The sequence below is a fragment of the Bartonella sp. B10 genome (genome assembly GCF_053794435.1).
Genome location: NZ_CP200030.1, coordinates 717859 through 734077, shown reverse-complemented (window position 1 = coordinate 734077; position 16219 = coordinate 717859). Strand labels below are relative to the sequence as shown.

General features: G+C 37.7%; 12 protein-coding genes and 1 tRNA gene. 8 read left to right on the top strand and 5 right to left on the bottom strand.

Going from position 1 to position 16219, the window contains the following annotated elements:
• Positions 1–21: 21 nt before the first annotated feature.
• The 5 genes from V3565_RS03040 to V3565_RS03020 all read left to right on the top strand — a co-directional run bounded on the left by V3565_RS03040 (position 22) and on the right by V3565_RS03020 (position 4305).
• Complete coding sequence (locus V3565_RS03040; protein ID WP_455478833.1) at positions 22–927, top strand: metal ABC transporter substrate-binding protein; 906 nt, start codon at positions 22–24, stop codon at positions 925–927.
• Positions 927–1757: a manganese/iron ABC transporter ATP-binding protein gene (locus tag V3565_RS03035; RefSeq protein WP_455478832.1), complete on the top strand. Its 831-nt coding sequence runs from the start codon at positions 927–929 to the stop codon at positions 1755–1757. The genes V3565_RS03040 and V3565_RS03035 overlap by 1 nt, the downstream gene beginning before the upstream one ends.
• Complete coding sequence (locus V3565_RS03030; RefSeq protein WP_455478831.1) at positions 1754–2620, top strand: metal ABC transporter permease; 867 nt, start codon at positions 1754–1756, stop codon at positions 2618–2620. The genes V3565_RS03035 and V3565_RS03030 overlap by 4 nt, the downstream gene beginning before the upstream one ends.
• Positions 2617–3522, top strand: a complete 906-nt coding sequence (locus V3565_RS03025) for a metal ABC transporter permease (RefSeq protein ID WP_455478830.1) — start codon at positions 2617–2619, stop codon at positions 3520–3522. The genes V3565_RS03030 and V3565_RS03025 overlap by 4 nt, the downstream gene beginning before the upstream one ends.
• A 396-nt stretch (positions 3523–3918) precedes the next feature.
• A complete protein-coding gene (locus tag V3565_RS03020) occupies positions 3919–4305 on the top strand; it encodes a YbaN family protein (RefSeq protein ID WP_455478829.1) in 387 nt (128 codons plus the stop codon).
• A 356-nt stretch (positions 4306–4661) separates the two neighbouring features.
• Here V3565_RS03020 and pncB read toward each other — a convergent pair whose 3' ends face one another.
• The 4 genes from pncB to aroA all read right to left on the bottom strand — a co-directional run bounded on the left by pncB (position 4662) and on the right by aroA (position 10178).
• A complete protein-coding gene (pncB, locus tag V3565_RS03015) occupies positions 4662–5939 on the bottom strand; it encodes a nicotinate phosphoribosyltransferase (protein ID WP_455478828.1) in 1278 nt (425 codons plus the stop codon).
• A 430-nt stretch (positions 5940–6369) separates the two neighbouring features.
• The gene (gene rpsA, locus V3565_RS03010) at positions 6370–8070 is read right to left on the bottom strand and encodes a 30S ribosomal protein S1 (protein ID WP_455478827.1); all 1701 of its coding nucleotides are present in this window, start codon (positions 8068–8070) and stop codon (positions 6370–6372) included.
• A gap of 135 nt (positions 8071–8205) precedes the next feature.
• Positions 8206–8853 (bottom strand): (d)CMP kinase, encoded by a 648-nt coding sequence (cmk, locus tag V3565_RS03005; RefSeq protein WP_455478826.1) that lies wholly within the window; start codon positions 8851–8853, stop codon positions 8206–8208.
• Positions 8850–10178, bottom strand: coding sequence for a 3-phosphoshikimate 1-carboxyvinyltransferase (aroA, locus tag V3565_RS03000; RefSeq protein ID WP_455478854.1), 1329 nt, complete (start codon positions 10176–10178; stop codon positions 8850–8852). Before aroA ends, cmk begins: the two co-directional genes overlap by 4 nt.
• A 188-nt stretch (positions 10179–10366) precedes the next feature.
• Here aroA and V3565_RS02995 point away from each other — a divergent pair, with 188 nt between their 5' ends.
• The 3 genes from V3565_RS02995 to ilvD all read left to right on the top strand — a co-directional run bounded on the left by V3565_RS02995 (position 10367) and on the right by ilvD (position 13146).
• Positions 10367–10747 carry a TIGR02300 family protein gene (locus V3565_RS02995; RefSeq protein WP_455478825.1) on the top strand — a complete coding sequence of 127 codons (381 nt, stop codon included), beginning with the start codon at positions 10367–10369 and terminating at the stop codon, positions 10745–10747.
• Positions 10748–10830: 83 nt separating this feature from the next.
• Positions 10831–10906 (top strand) — tRNA-Ala (locus tag V3565_RS02990).
• A 401-nt stretch (positions 10907–11307) separates the two neighbouring features.
• Positions 11308–13146: a dihydroxy-acid dehydratase gene (ilvD, locus tag V3565_RS02985; RefSeq protein ID WP_455478824.1), complete on the top strand. Its 1839-nt coding sequence runs from the start codon at positions 11308–11310 to the stop codon at positions 13144–13146.
• A gap of 171 nt (positions 13147–13317) precedes the next feature.
• Here ilvD and mutS read toward each other — a convergent pair whose 3' ends face one another.
• On the bottom strand, positions 13318–16053 hold the full coding sequence (mutS, locus tag V3565_RS02980; RefSeq protein WP_455478823.1) for a DNA mismatch repair protein MutS: 2736 nt from the start codon (positions 16051–16053) through the stop codon (positions 13318–13320).
• Positions 16054–16219: the final 166 nt, after the last annotated feature.

The following is a 16219-nucleotide window of genomic DNA, read 5'->3' as shown; positions in this document are numbered from 1 at the left end:
TTAGCAATAAAGAGGGAACATATGAATATAAAGATGTTTTTTGCGGCAGTTTTTGGGAGTATTATTTTTTTTGTATCTGATTTAGCTTTATGTTCTAGCAAATTTAAGGCTGTTACGACTTTTACTGTCATTGCTGATATGGCACGGAATATTGCAGGTAATGTTGCTGAGGTTGAATCAATCACCAAACCAGGTGCTGAAATTCATGAATATCAGCCAACGCCTCGTGATCTTATGCGTGCGCAGGGAGCAAATCTTATATTATGGAATGGGTTGGGGTTAGAGCTTTGGTTTGAAAAATTTTTTCAAAACATAAGGGATGTTCCAAGCGTCGTTGTTTCAGAAGGTATTATGCCGATTAAAATTGGTGAGGGTCCTTTTAGTGGTGAACCAAATCCTCATGCTTGGATGTCTCCCGTTTCAGCTTTGGTTTATATTGATAATATTCGTGATGCTTTTATAAAATATGATCCTGAGCATTCTGCTACTTATAGAGAAAATGCTGAAATCTATAAGCAAAAAATTCGATCAATGATTGATCCAATAAGGGCTAAATTGGGAGTATTGCCAGAAGAAAAGCGCTGGCTTGTGACTAGTGAAGGTGCATTCAGTTATCTCGCTCGTGATTTTGATCTAAAAGAACTCTATCTTTGGCCAATTAATGCTGATCAGCAGGGAACACCACAACAAGTTAAGCATGTTATTGATATGGTGAGAAAATACCATATTCAAGCAGTTTTTTCTGAAAGTACGGTTTCTGCGGCGCCTGCTAAGCAGATTGCGAAGGAAACAGGAGCTAAATACGGTGGTGTTCTTTACGTTGATTCTTTGAGTGAGGAAAATGGTGAGGTACCAACCTACATTGATTTATTACGAGTCACAAGTACACGGATTGCGAATGCTCTGTCAGATGGAATAAAAAATTAATGATTGAAACTGGAATATTTGCTCAAGGGGTAACTGTAACGTATCGTAATGGACATACAGCTTTACGTGAAGTCAGTTTTAAAATTCCGACGGGCTCTATTACGGCGTTGATTGGCATTAATGGTTCGGGCAAATCTACATTATTTAAGTCTATTATGGGATTTGTACGACCTTCTAAGGGAAGAATTTGCATTTTTGGTTTGCCAGTTGAAGCGGCTTTGAAACAAAATCTTGTTGCTTATGTGCCTCAGAGCGAAGATGTTGATTGGAATTTTCCTGTTCTTGTTGAAGATGTTGTTCTAATGGGTCGGTATGGTTACATGAATTTCTTTCGTTATGCACGGAAGCAGGATTACAAAGCTGTTCATTTTGCATTAGAACGTGTCGATATGCTGGCATTTGCTAAGCGCCAAATTGGTGAACTTTCTGGTGGACAAAAGAAGCGTGTTTTTCTTGCTCGCGCTCTTGCGCAGCAAGCGAAAGCTATCTTATTAGATGAGCCATTTACAGGAGTTGATATTACAACAGAAAATAAGATCATTTCTTTGTTGCAAGATTTGCGTAAAGAGGACACTATTATATTGGTTTCTACTCACAATTTAAGCTCTGTTCGTGAATTTTGTGATCATACTATCTTAATAAAAGAAACTATTTTAGCGGCTGGATTAACAGAAATAGTTTTTACACAAAAAAATCTTGAGAAGACTTTTGGTGGTGCTTTACATCACCATATTTTTGAGCTTCACGATACAAAAAAAAGTGATGTTTTCATAAAAAGAGAAAAGCTTTTGGTTCCTGATCATACTAAAAATATGGAGCATGTTACATGATTTCTTGGTTGCTTGAACCCATGAGCTATCAATATATGGTTAATGCGATGTGGGTTTCAGGATTAGTTGGATGTGTTTGTGCTTTTCTTTCTGCTTTTTTAATGTTGAAAGGTTGGTCGCTGATTGGCGATGCACTTTCCCATTCTATTGTGCCGGGAGTGGCAGGAGCTTACCTTTTAGGTTTACCTTTCTCTCTTGGAGCTTTTTTTTCTGGTGGGCTTGCAGCGGCAGTGATGCTTTTTTTAAATCATCGAACAAAACTGAAAGAAGATGCTATTATTGGTTTAATTTTTTCTTCATTTTTTGCTTTTGGATTATTTCTTAAATCTTTAAAACCAATGGCTGTTAATATTGATACGATCGTTCTTGGGAACATTTTATCAGTAAGTTCATCAGATATTCTACAGTTGGCTTTTATTAGTTTTTTTTCTTTGCTTGTATTATTTTTGAAATGGAAAGATTTATTAATTTCTTTATTTGATGAGACGCATGCGTGTGCTATTGGGTTGAATGTAAAGTTCTTAAAGATCCTTTTTTTTACATTACTTGCAGCTTGTACTATTGCCGCTATGCAAACAGTTGGAGCGTTTTTGGTTATCTGTCTCGTTGTGACTCCAGGGGCAACAGCCTATCTTTTAAGTGATCGTTTTTCAAATATTTTGATTATTGCTGTTATGATTGGAACATTCACAAGTATATTTGGTGTTTATGTTAGCTATTTTTTGAATGCACAAACTGGTGGTGTTGTGGTGCTTCTTCAGGCATTTATATTTATGTTAGCTTTTATTTTTGCTCCTAAATACGGTTTCATTGCTGTGCGTTTACGTATAAAAGCAGCTAGAAAAGGTGTCATGATATCGTGATGGATCAATTACTTCTTCCTTTTCAGTTTTCTTTTATAGTTAAGGGTATAATTATTGTTATTATCCTTGCTGTTCCAATGGCAATGCTTTCTTGTTTTCTTATTTTAAAGGGGTGGGCGCTTTTGGGGGATGCAATTTCCCATGCAGTTTTTCCTGGTGTGGTTCTTGGTTATATGGCAACACCATGGGCAATAACATTTTTATCTTCTTTGCCATTTACTTGGTTTCAGAATTTGGTACCAGCCAATGTTACGATGACCTTGATTGCTTGCGGCGCTTTCGTTGCAGGTATGTTTTGTGCAATTGTTACGGGTTTTTTGGGAAGTAATAGTCGTATAAAGCAAGATACGGTTATGGGTATTGTTTTTTCGTCTATGTTTGGTTTGGGACTTGTTTTGGCAACAGCTATTTATAGCAGCGTGGATTTGAATCATATTTTATTTGGTAATCTCTTAGGTATCAACTGGCTTGATATTACACAAACAGCAATAATTTCTGCTGCTGTGACCTTTATTTTAGGAGCAAAGTGGCGTGATTTTATGTTATATATTTTTGACCCAGTTCAAGGTCGTGCAATGGGATTACGAATATCACTACTCCACTATATTCTTTTAACAATGATTTCGCTTACTATTGTTGCAGCCTTGAAAGCTGTTGGAATTGTTTTAGTTATTTCTTTATTGATAGCACCGGGAACGATTGCTTATCTTATTACTAAGCGATTTTCTTTTATGTTGGTGGTTGCCATGATTGCTGCAGCTATTTCTGGTTTTTTAGGGATTTATTTAAGTTTATTTATAGGATCTGATTCTGCTTCCACAATTGTGTTGATTTTAACGCTAATATTTATTGCTATTTTTATGTTTATTTTCTTAAGGCGCATTACGATTCAAGAAATTTAAGTGCAATATTTATGCATATCAGACATGCATTTTTATGTATTGTCTATCATGCGTATTTTAACTAAACAACAGAATGCTAGATTATTTTCCTCCAGGTGTCTGGCAAATGGGTGCAGTTTTTTTGTTTTCTCCCCCCCCACAATGCTGCATTCATGATTAAGAGGCTGCATTGATTTATTCTGCAGCCTTTTTGGGGGATTTCCTAAAAATTTGTCTTGATTGCTTGAAAAATTTTGGATGATTGTCACATTACTAGGTTATTCTATGCTTTAAAAAAACAGTCATCAGCAATGCTTTTGCTGATGAGGTACTGTTGGGGTGGTGGATGTGTATTAAAGTTTATGAAAAATAGGGGGATGTATAATAATTCTGCGTAAATAGAAATGGCACTAAAGGATGAAAAAATATTTTCAGGTATCTCACTCTTTGCGTATTGGTTATTCTATAATTGGTTGGGCAATGGTTGTATTGGGGGTTATAGGTTTTATATTACCTATTATGCCAACTGTGCCATTTTTATTAGCTGCATCATGGTGTTTTTCTCGTTCATCACCGCGTTTTCATGGTTGGTTATGTAATCACCGAATTTTTGGTCCGCTTATTAAAACATGGGAGGAAAAAAGAGCCATCCTACCACTTATGAAAGTTTTTATTATAGTGAGTATGGCTTGTGGCTTTGTATCATTTTTGGTGATAGCACATCCTGTTTTATGGCTTGTTCTATTTGTTGCAGCTATACTACTATCAATGGCTATCTATATTATAACACGTCCATCTTCATGATAATAGAGAAGTTTCGTTATAAAGCTTTAGAGGTAATGTTTATATATTTGGACGCATATTATTCTGGTACATTATTTTATGGCATAGGTGAATCGTATATTCATTAGATGAAATAGTATGCTTATGAAGCGATTTAATTAGAAAAAAATATATCACAAACAAGTGAATAGAACATTCGTGACACTGTTTATTATGAGTAATGAAAAGTCATTTATATGGGGATGGGATTTTCATGTGTTAAGAATGATAAGAACAGCAGTGTCTTACTTATAGAGAAGTCACCAGTTTTGTAGTTCTTGATTTCTATTTTGTGCAATATAATTTAATAATTAGGCTTTTTGGAGTCTAGGAATCTGTTACCCATTACCGAAAAAGTTAACATAACGTTGTACTTCTTGTGGATCGCCGATAGTTTTTTCAGGGTTATCCGAAAGTTTTACAGCTGGCCGGCCATTGGCATGGGTGACTTTACAAACAAGAGAAAGAGCATCAAGGGTTGCAATTTCTTTAGGTGCACAGCCTGCAAAGTCATTGGTAAGATCTGTGCCCCATCCAAAACTCATGCGTACTTTACCATGGAAGTGGTGATAGGTTTTTTCGATTGTATCTACATCAAGTGCATCAGAAAAAATTAGCAATTTTTCGCGTGGATCTTTTCCATTTTTTTTCCACCACTTTATAATACGTTCACCACCATCAATGGGGGGAGCACTGTCAGGCCTAAAACCTGTCCAATCAGCTACCCAATTTGGTGCATTTCGTAAAAATGCTTCTGTACCAAAGGTATCAGGTAAAACGATTAAAAGATTTCCGCCATAATAACGATTCCAATCTTGTAGAACTTTGTAAGGTGCTTGACGCAATTCATTATCGTTATCTGTAAGTGCAGCAATTACCATGGGCAATTCATGTGCATTTGTACCAAGAGCTTCTAAATCTGTATCCATAGCAAGAAGGACGTTAGAAGTCCCCATAAAAGAATTACCAATACCTTCTTTTAATGCCTCAATACACCAGCGCTGCCATAAAAAAGAGTGACGACGTCTTGTTCCAAAGTCAGATATTTTTATATCAGGTAATTTTTTGAGACGCTCAATTTTATGCCACACTTTTGCTTTAGCACGAGCATAAAGTACATCAAGCGCAAAACGCCCCAAATTTTTCATAGCAGCACGTGAACGTAATTCACTTATGATAGTAAGGGCAGGGATTTCCCACATGGAACTGTGAGTCCACGGACCATAAAAATGAAGGATGTATTGGCCATTCTTATGGGTTAGCTCATATTCAGGTAATTGAAAATGCTCGAGCCAATGAAGGAAATCGGGTTCGAAAATTTGTTTGCGTCCATAAAATGCGTTACCAGCAAGCCATATCATTTCTTTTTTAGTAAAGCGCAAACTAAGCGCATGATCGAGTTGAGCACGCAATTCACTTTCATCAATATCATCAGCAAGACGTATTGTTTTTGTACGGTTTATGAGAGAGAAGTTAACATTTACATTCGGATAAAGTCCCCAAATCATTTGTACCATAAGAAGCTTATAAAAATCCGTATCAAGAAGTGAACGGACAATTGGATCAAGTTTCCAAGTATGATTGTAAACTCGTTTCGCTATATCCGTATGATTCATAACCCTTTCTCTTTCAGTTAAGTAAAATTTTAAATTGCGATGCATCAATGTGATCATCGTAAGGAATGCAGGAACTATAACAACTCTATAGCTTTGAGCAATAGTAAAAAATATTTTTATCATTTTTGACAGTGAGATTGCTGGCATCAGTGGTGTTGGGAATAAATTTTATGTGATTGCTTCAATAGCATTGCACCACACCTCTCTTTTCCTCATTCATATGTAGGAAATAAGATTTTTCTATAGAGGTTACATTTTAATTATGAGTTATATTCTGTGATTTATAATTTTAATGAACAGCTGTTTATTGGAGAGAAAGATACCTCATAAAAATATTTTGGATGTTATTCAACGTAAATCATTTAGTTTTTTTGAAGAACAAAAAAGGCCGCTAAATAATAAGCGACCTGAGTTCGATATTATAAAATTATTAATCTTGTTCTTGCTTTTTCAAAGCTGCACCGAGAATATCACCAAGAGAAGCTCCCGAATCTGTTGACCCATATTGAGCAACGGCTTCTTTTTCTTCTGCAATTTCTAAAGCTTTAATAGATACTGAAATTTTACGCGTTTTTTTATCAAATGCTGTAATCCGAGCGTCAACTCTTTGACCAATTACAAAACGCTCAGGGCGTTGTTCATCACGATCACGAGCCAAATCAGCACGACGGATAATTGTTTCAAGATTGTGATCAATCAATCTTACGTCAATGCCATTATCATTAACTGAGGTCACTTCACACGTCACGATAGCACCTTTACGTAGCTCACCAGATGCCGCTGCTTCTCCAACTTTATCGCTGGAAAGCTGTTTTATTCCAAGAGAGATGCGCTCTTTTTCGATGTCAACATCAAGCACCACAGCTTTAACGATATCACCCTTGTTGTAAGTATCAATAACTTGTTCACCAGGACGATTCCAATCAAGATCAGAAAGATGAACCATACCATCAACGTCACCTTCAAGACCAATAAAAAGACCAAACTCTGTCTTGTTTTTCACTTCTCCTTCGATTTGTGAATTTACAGGAAATTTATTAGCAAAAGCTACCCATGGATTTTCAAATGTTTGCTTTAAGCCAAGAGATATACGCCGTTTAGAAGGATCAATTTCAAGAACAACCACTTCTACTTCTTGTGATGTGGATAAAAGTTTTCCAGGATGAATATTTTTCTTTGTCCAACTCATCTCAGAAATATGGATTAGCCCTTCAATTCCTGGCTCAATTTCAACAAAACCACCATAATCTGTGATATTGGTAACAGCACCAGTAATTTTTTTACCAACAGGATACTTGGCACTGATGCTTTCCCAAGGATCACTTTCAAGCTGTTTCATTCCAAGAGAAATACGGTGCGTATCTTGATTAATTCGAATAATTTGAACTTTAATAGTCTGTCCAATAGTGAGAATCTCAGATGGATGATTAACACGCCGCCACGCCATATCTGTGACATGTAAAAGACCATCAATGCCACCAAGATCAACAAAAGCGCCGTAATCAGTTATATTTTTTACAACACCTTCAACAATTTGGTTTTCTTCAAGATTTTGCACGATTTCTGAACGTTGCTCGGCTCGGCTTTCTTCTAATACAGTACGACGTGAGACAACAATATTACCGCGGCGACGATCCATTTTCAAAATTTCAAAAGATTGTATATTATGCATTAATGGTGAAACATCACGAATGGGACGAATATCAACTTGGCTGCGAGGTAAGAAAGCAATAGAACCATCAAGATCAACAGTAAAGCCTCCTTTTACTTGACTAAAGATAACCCCGTCAACGCGTGCACCAGCATTAAATTTTTCTTCCAGACGGATCCAGCTTTCTTCGCGACGTGCTTTTTCACGGGATAGAACGGCTTCACCCATAGCATTTTCAATACGTTCAATATAAACTTCAACTTCATCACCGACTTGCAGGGACCCATCTTTTCCTTTAGTGCCAAACTCTTTAAGTGGGATACGTCCTTCGACTTTAAGGCCAGCATCGATAATAGCCATGTCTTTTTCGATTGCGATGACACGACCTTTGACAACGGATCCTTCATTGAGATCATTGGTTCGAAAAGATTCCATTAAAAGGGTTTCAAAATCCGCTGTTGTAGGATTATATTGTGACATAAGAACTCCTGATACACACCTTCATTGTAAAAGGTATAAGCGCTGGGTTAGTGTTGATATTAGTTAACTTTTTGCCTTTTTTCTTAAACATAATAAAGAAAAATTAGCGCTAGGCTAAAAATTACCTTGATGAATTCACTTCGCTGCATGATTATTTATGACAGGGTCAATTAAAGTGCATGCAGCCATGAATGTTGCTTCTATACTCAATTCTGACGTATCAAGCAAGTAGGCGTTTTTTGCTGGTTTTAGCGGGCTCTGTTTACGGGTTATATCGCGATTGTCTCGGCGCTCAATATTGGCAAGGATTTCATTATAATTTGCTTGGATTCCTTTTTTTAAAATTTCCTGATGGCGACGTTTTGCGCGTGTTTGAGCATTGGCTAAGAGGTAAAGTTTGACATCTGCATCTGGACAAACGACGGTTCCAATATCACGTCCATCGAGTACACTTCCTGGTAAAGTTTTAGCAAAATTACGCTGTTTTTCGACAAGAATTTTGCGTACAGCTGGTACGGTTGCTATTTTTGAAGCTGCTTCACCAAGTTCATTAGAAGAAAGAATGTCTGGATTTAAAGTATTAAAATCGAGTTCCATGGCATAAGCGATGGCATTTTTTTTGTCATCGAGAGATAATTTTTGCCGTAAGAGTGCGTGGGCAACGCCGCGATAGGTGAGACCGGTATCTAAATGGCGAAGATGATAATGAGCAGCGATTCTGCGTGCTAACGTTCCTTTGCCTGATGCAGCTGGTCCATCAATTGCAATGATAAAGGGTTTCAATAGATTTTTCCTCCAAGTTTCTGCATGAAAGGAATAAATTCTGGAAAGCTGGTAGCTATCATACGTTTATCATCAATAGTAACAGGTTTTTCTGATGCTAACCCAAAAATAAGAAAGCACATAGCAATTCGATGATCGCAATGGGTTATGACATGTCCACCTCCCAGTTCCTTTTTTAAACTTTTTCCATGAACAATAAGAAAATCTAGCCCCTCTTCACAATGAACGTTATTAATTTTTAATCCTTGAGCAATAGAGGATAATCGGTCTGATTCTTTAACGCGCAATTCTTCAAGTCCTAGCATAACTGTTTTGCCTTCAGCAAAAGCTGCTGCCACAGCTAAAGCTGGATATTCATCAATCATCGATGGCACTCGTGCTTTAGGTACAGTGACGCCTTTTAACACGGATGATTGAGCTCGTAGATCAGCAACATTTTCTCCACCTGTTTTGCGTTGATTCAATAATTCAATTTTAGCTCCCATTTCCCACAATGTTTCGAGAAGACCTGCTCGAGAGTTGTTTATAAGCACATTTTCAATGATAACATCAGAATTTTCTACGAGAAGAGATGCAATAAGTGGAAAAGCTGCAGAAGAAAAATCGCCTGGAACATTAATAGTTTGTCCAGTAAGGTGTGGCTGGCCATTGAGATGGATGAAACGTGTGCCTTTTGCATCTATCTCTATCTCAAGTTCAGCACCAAACGCCTTTAACATTTTTTCTGTATGATCTCTGGTAAGAACTGATTCAATAACAGTTGTAGTGCCAGCAGTATTGAGTCCAGCAAGTAGGATTGCTGATTTAACTTGTGCAGAAGCCATTGGAATACGGTAGCAAATTGGATTTGCCATTTTGGGACCATAAAGCGTTAAAGGGAGATGATTGTTATGGGTTGCTTCAATTTCGACACCCATTAAACGCAATGGGTCTAGAATACGTCCCATAGGGCGTTTGGATAAAGAGGTATCACCAATAAAAGTTGTTTTCATATGATAAGGGCCAACCATTCCCATAATTAAGCGGGCACCAGTTCCAGAATTACCAAAATTTAAGGGTTTTTGCGCAGCTAAGAGACAGCCATTACCAGTTCCACGAATAATCCAGAGATCATTTTTCTTATGAATACAGGCTCCCATAGCTTGCATAGCAGCAGCTGTATTTAAAACATCATCGCTTTCAAGTAATCCGTAAACAGATGTTTCGCCACTTGCTAATCCTCCTAATATAAGAGATCGGTGGGAAATAGATTTGTCTCCCGGTATTTTAATTTTTCCAGAAAGGTTTTTAGATTTATAAGCGGTTATAGGTATTGCTTTTTGCATAGAAATTTTATTTAATTTTGTTAAAATTTTATTGAATTTAACTTTTTCTTTAGCACATGCTTTGGAACGCGTCATGAAGAAATCCATGTGGAATTATGTATTTATCTTTGACAAAAGCATTATCTTTTGATTAAGCACCGTAAAGTTCGTCTTTTAATGGAATATAATTAACCAAAGAGGCACAATTCATGGCAAAACAAGAGCTTGGAACTAAACGTGTTGATCCAGAAACGGGAAAGAAATTTTATGATCTTAATCGCGATCCTATTGTGTCGCCTTATACAGGAATTTCTTATCCACGTTCTTATTTCGAGGTTGCTGCAGCTGAAGCGAGTAATGAAGAAGAAGTTGATGCTGAAGAGCTTGATACAGCGCTTGAAAAGTCAGCTTTTATGCTACTTGAAGAAGATGTTGATGATTCTAAAGATGATGATCTTCCTGATTTGGGAGATAGTGATGTGGATCTTGGTGATGATGATGATACGTTTTTATCTCACGATGAAGATGATGAGGATGATGATGTCACTGATATTTTTGTAGGTAATGTTTCTGACGATGACGATGTTTAAGAAAAGCAAGAAGATAAATTTTTCTTGATCTTCAATTTTTCCTGTTTTACAAAATTTCTCTCAGATTACATTTCTGTTTTTGTGGGGCTATAGCTCAGCTGGGAGAGCGCTTGCATGGCATGCAAGAGGTCAGCGGTTCGATCCCGCTTAGCTCCACCAAAAAGATCAGAATATTTTGTTTGGCTAGCACGTTTATGTTTAAAGATGTTAGTAGTTAAGTAAGATTTCTGTGACGGTCAAAAGATGATAGGGGGCTGCGATATTTTTTTCCTTGCAGATCTAAAAATTTCATAATATCGTGTATTTTCGCTCACTGTATTTTGTAAAAAATAAATAAGCAGTTTTCTACTTATAGCTACAGTGAATAGAGAAAAGTAATATCATAAACAATTTAATAAAAACCTTTGTTTAATATAGGCAATGATATACTGTCCGAAGTTTTGTGATTTGAAATATTTTAATTAAGAGGCATTTTTCTTTATTTTAATGTTAGAGTTCTTGCTTTTAGGATTTGGTTACAGCACAACAGGAAAGATAAAATTATTTTGAGGAAGAAAATAATGCCTTCTTATCGTTCAAGAATCTCAACTCATGGACGCAATATGGCGGGTGCTCGTGGTCTTTGGCGTGCAACAGGGATGAAAGAAACGGATTTTGGTAAACCTATAATTGCTGTTGCGAATTCTTTTACACAATTTGTACCTGGGCATGTCCATTTAAAAGATCTTGGACAATTAGTGGCACAAAAAATAGTTGCTGCCGGTGGTGTTGCAAAGGAATTTAATACGATTGCTGTAGATGATGGAATCGCTATGGGTCATGATGGCATGCTCTATTCTTTGCCTTCACGTGAAATTATTGCTGATTCTGTTGAATATATGGTTAATGCTCATTGTGCTGATGCACTTGTCTGTATTTCTAATTGTGACAAAATTACACCTGGTATGTTAATGGCTGCTTTGCGATTGAATATTCCAACAATTTTTGTTTCAGGTGGTCCTATGGAAGCAGGAAAGATTAAATGGAAAGGTCAGAATCTTACTGTGGATTTAGTTGACGCAATAATTGCTGCGGCTTCCGAGTATAATTCAGAAGAAGAAGTCGCTGAAATAGAGCGTGCTGCGTGTCCTACATGTGGATCTTGTTCGGGAATGTTCACAGCTAATTCTATGAATTGTTTGACTGAGGCATTAGGGCTTTCCCTTCCCGGAAATGGGTCAATGCTGGCAACACATGCAGATCGTAAAATGCTGTTTGAAGAAGCTGGACAACAGATTGTTGTATTAGCGAAGCGTTATTATGAGAAAGGAGATGAGACTACCTTACCACGTTCTATTGCATCGCGTAAAGCATTTGAAAATGCAATGACCGTTGATATTGCTATGGGAGGATCAACTAATACTGTTTTGCATCTTTTAGCGGCTGCACAAGAAGGAGAAGTGGATTTTACCATGAATGATATTGATCGTCTTTCGCGTCATGTTCCTGTTTTGTGCAAAGTTGCACCTTCTGTTGCTAATGTACATATGGAGGATGTTCATCGTGCCGGTGGTATTATGGGACTTTTAGGTGAATTGGATGCAGCAGGACTCATTGATACATCTGTTCACACAGTTCATGCAAAAACAATGAAAGAGGCTCTTTATCGTTGGGATGTAAAACAAACCAATGAGCCAATAATTCATGAATTTTATCGTGCAGCACCAGGTGGTATTCCTACACAGACGGCTTTTAGCCAATTTTGCCGCTATGATACTCTTGATCTTGATCGTGAAATAGGTGTAATCCGCGATGTTAAGCATGCTTATTCGCAAGATGGAGGGTTGGCTGTTCTTTATGGAAATCTTGCAAAAGATGGTTGTATTGTGAAAACAGCAGGTGTTGATCAGTCAATTTTAACCTTTCAAGGTCCAGCAAGAATTTTTGAAAGCCAAGATTCAGCTGTGTCAGCGATTTTGACGGATAAAATTAAATCAGGTGATATTATTTTAATTCGTTATGAAGGTCCACGTGGTGGACCAGGTATGCAAGAGATGCTCTATCCAACGAGTTATCTTAAATCTAAAGGGTTGGGAGAGGTTTGTGCACTTGTGACAGATGGTCGTTTTTCAGGGGGAACTTCAGGGCTTTCTATAGGTCATATTTCACCAGAGGCAGCTGAGGGAGGAGAAATTGCTTTAGTGGAAGAGGGGGATATAATAGAAATTGATATTCCTAATCGCACCATTCATATGTTGGTTGATGACGTTGAGATTATTCGTCGTCGTACCAAAATGGAAGAGAAAGGAAAAGCAGCTTGGCAACCAGTTGAGGAGCGTAAGCGCAAAATTTCCAAGGCTCTAAGAGCATATGCTGCAACAACGACTTCTGCTGCAAAGGGTGCAGTGCGTAATGCTTGATTGAAATAAAAGAATTTTTGTAACAGATTAACAGGGGTTTTGTGTGTCTTTTTTACAATATCCTGAACTGATTTCTGTTAGTTGAGAATGGTATGCCCGAATCATTACTGGTAAAATTTTATAAAAAAGGGCGAAGGTAGAGAGTATAGTCTTTGATTTATTATAGAGAAATTATTTCTTTTCGAGTTGTTTGAGGCAATAAAGTTTTTCTAAAGCTTCTTTAGGGGAAAGTTCATCGGGATGAATGTTTTTTAAAGCTTCGTGAAGCACACAGCATTTGTTTGTTTCTTTATTTATGGAGGATGTTGCTTTAAGGGAAAAGAGTGGTAAATCATCAATTAATTTATGTCCGTTGTACGCCATTTCACTTTTCTCTAATTGGTGTAGAACATCTGTAGCGCGGGTAATAACTTCTGCAGGAAGTCCAGCAAGCTTTGCGACCTGTACGCCGTAGGATCGATCAGCTGCTCCTTTTATGACTTCATGGAGAAAAATTATATCTCCATTCCAATTTTTAACCTCCATCGTTACATTATGGAGGCGATCAAGCTTATCTGTAAGTGCTGTCATTTCATGAAAATGCGTAGCTAGAATAGCGCGACAGCGATTGACTTCATGAAGATATTCAACCGCTGCCCAAGCAATTGAAAGTCCATCAAAGGTTGATGTACCGCGCCCGATTTCATCAAGAATAACAAGAGAATGACTACTGGCGTGATTAAGAATTGTTGCAGTTTCAACCATTTCCGTCATAAAAGTTGAGCGTCCACGAGCAAGGTCATCAGAAGCGCCAACGCGGCTAAATAAGCGATCAACAACACCGATATGAGCTGAAGATGCTGGGACGAAGGAACCCATTTGTGCCATAATAGCAATAAGAGCATTTTGTCGTAAAAAAGTTGATTTTCCTCCCATGTTTGGACCTGTTAATAACCAAATAGCTGCGTATTGATGATTTTTTTGCACAGAGAGGTCGCAGTTATTAGCAACAAATGGTTCTGCTGCTTGCTTCCGTAAAGCTTGTTCTACAACAGGATGGCGTCCTGCGGTGATATGAAAGGTAAGCGAATGATCAATTTTTGGACGACAATATCCTTGTTCTTCAGCTAATTTAGCTAAAGCAACGGATACATCTAAAATAGCAAGTGCTTCAGCAGCTTTGCGAATGAAATCAACCTGTGCGGTAATTTCATTAACAAGAGTTTCGAAGATTTCTAATTCAAGTGTCATTGCGTGATTAGCTGCATGGGCAATACGACTTTCTAGTTCTGCAAGTTCTGTGGTGGTAAAGCGCATTGCATTTGCCATTGTTTGTCGGTGAATAAAACGTGCTTTTGCTTGTGGGGTATCTGTGAGAGCAGACGCTTGCAAATTGGTCACTTCAATGAAGTAACCAAGAATGTTGTTGTGCTTTATTTTAAGTGTTTTAATATTTGTTTCCTTGGCATATTGTGCTTGAAGTTCCGCAATAACACGGCGGGATTCATCACGTAGAGCACGTATTTCATCTAGCTCTTTATTATAATGAGGGCGAATAAAACCACCATCACGTTTAAGCAGTGGGAGGTCATCGGCTAAAGCTTGTTCTAAATGATAATGCAAAGCAGTAGGTAAACTTAAAAAAACTTGTTGTATGTCACTTATTTCTTGAGGAAGTAGTTCATTGTTAAAAACTTGATTAAGTTCATGAATAATTTCAAAGCCACGCTGAATTACTGCCATATCACGTGGTCCTCCTCGATTAAGAGCTAAACGTGAAACTGCACGGGGCATATCTGGCCCCCCTTTTAAAATAAGCTGTATAGCTTCCGTAATGGACGTATTTCGAAGAAAAAACTCTATTGAATCTAATCTCTTATCAATAGCTGCAGGTGTGGTTAGGGGAGCAATTAAGCGATCAATGAGAAGGCGTGATCCACCTCCTGTTACGGTGCGATCGATAGCTTTTAGTAAGCTGCCATCGCGCTGTCCTGATGTAGTTCGAACAAGTTCAAGACTTAGCCTAGTTGCAGCGTCAATGAAAAGAGTAGCATTTTCATTTTGTCGTTCGGGGTGCATGAGTGGAGGACGATGAGTAATTTGTGTTTTTTCGATATAACGGATGGCAGCAGTAATTGCAGAAAGCTCTAGACGTGAATAATCAGCGATACCTTCAAGGGTTGAAAGTTTAAAATAACTACAAATATCGCGTTCAGCTGTCATTGTGTCAAAAAGACTAGCTGGTTGAGGTGTGACGATACGACCGAGAGCATTAAAAAGTGATTTGTAGGATTCATCATGAAAAAAGGAGTCAGATACAATAATTTCTTGTGGATCTATACGCATAATGTCTGTTAGAAGTTTTTCATGATGGCTTTCCGTTACACGAAATATACCTGTTGAGATGTCGATCCATGCAAGTGAAAATTCTTCTCCATCGCTGGTTTTAATGCGGGAAAGAGTCATGAGATAATTTGCACGCGTTGGATCTAAGAGTTTTTCTTCTGTTATTGTTCCAGGTGTAACAAGTCGAACGACATTGCGTTGTACAACAGACTTTGCTCCGCGTTTTTTAGCTTCTGCTGGATCTTCTATTTGTTCACAAACAGCAACACGATATCCAAAGGAAATTAGTTTTTGTAAATAATCATCTGCAGCATGGACGGGGACACCACACATAGGAATCTCTTCACCTAAATGTTTACCGCGTGTTGTGAGTGTGATTCCTAAGGCTTGAGCAGCTTCAATGGCATCATTAAAAAATAATTCGTAAAAATCACCCATACGGTAAAATAACAGCGAATCATTATTAACGGCTTTTATTTCTATATATTGCTCCATCATAGGTGTAAGGCGTTCTGGATGGGGAGGGGAGAAAGTCGTAGGTGGTAGGGTTAGATTATTTTTGTGGTTAATTTTATTATCCATTTTTGCGCGCTTTTCCCTTTTAATAGAGGCTTTCGTGCCATTTTTTGTTTACTTCAGTGCTTATCTTCATTATCTCTGAACTTAAGACGCATGATCAGGTCTAGTAAAGTGAGCATAACGATTTCATGTGGATGAATCAAATTTTAAAATCAGGTCATGGACACGC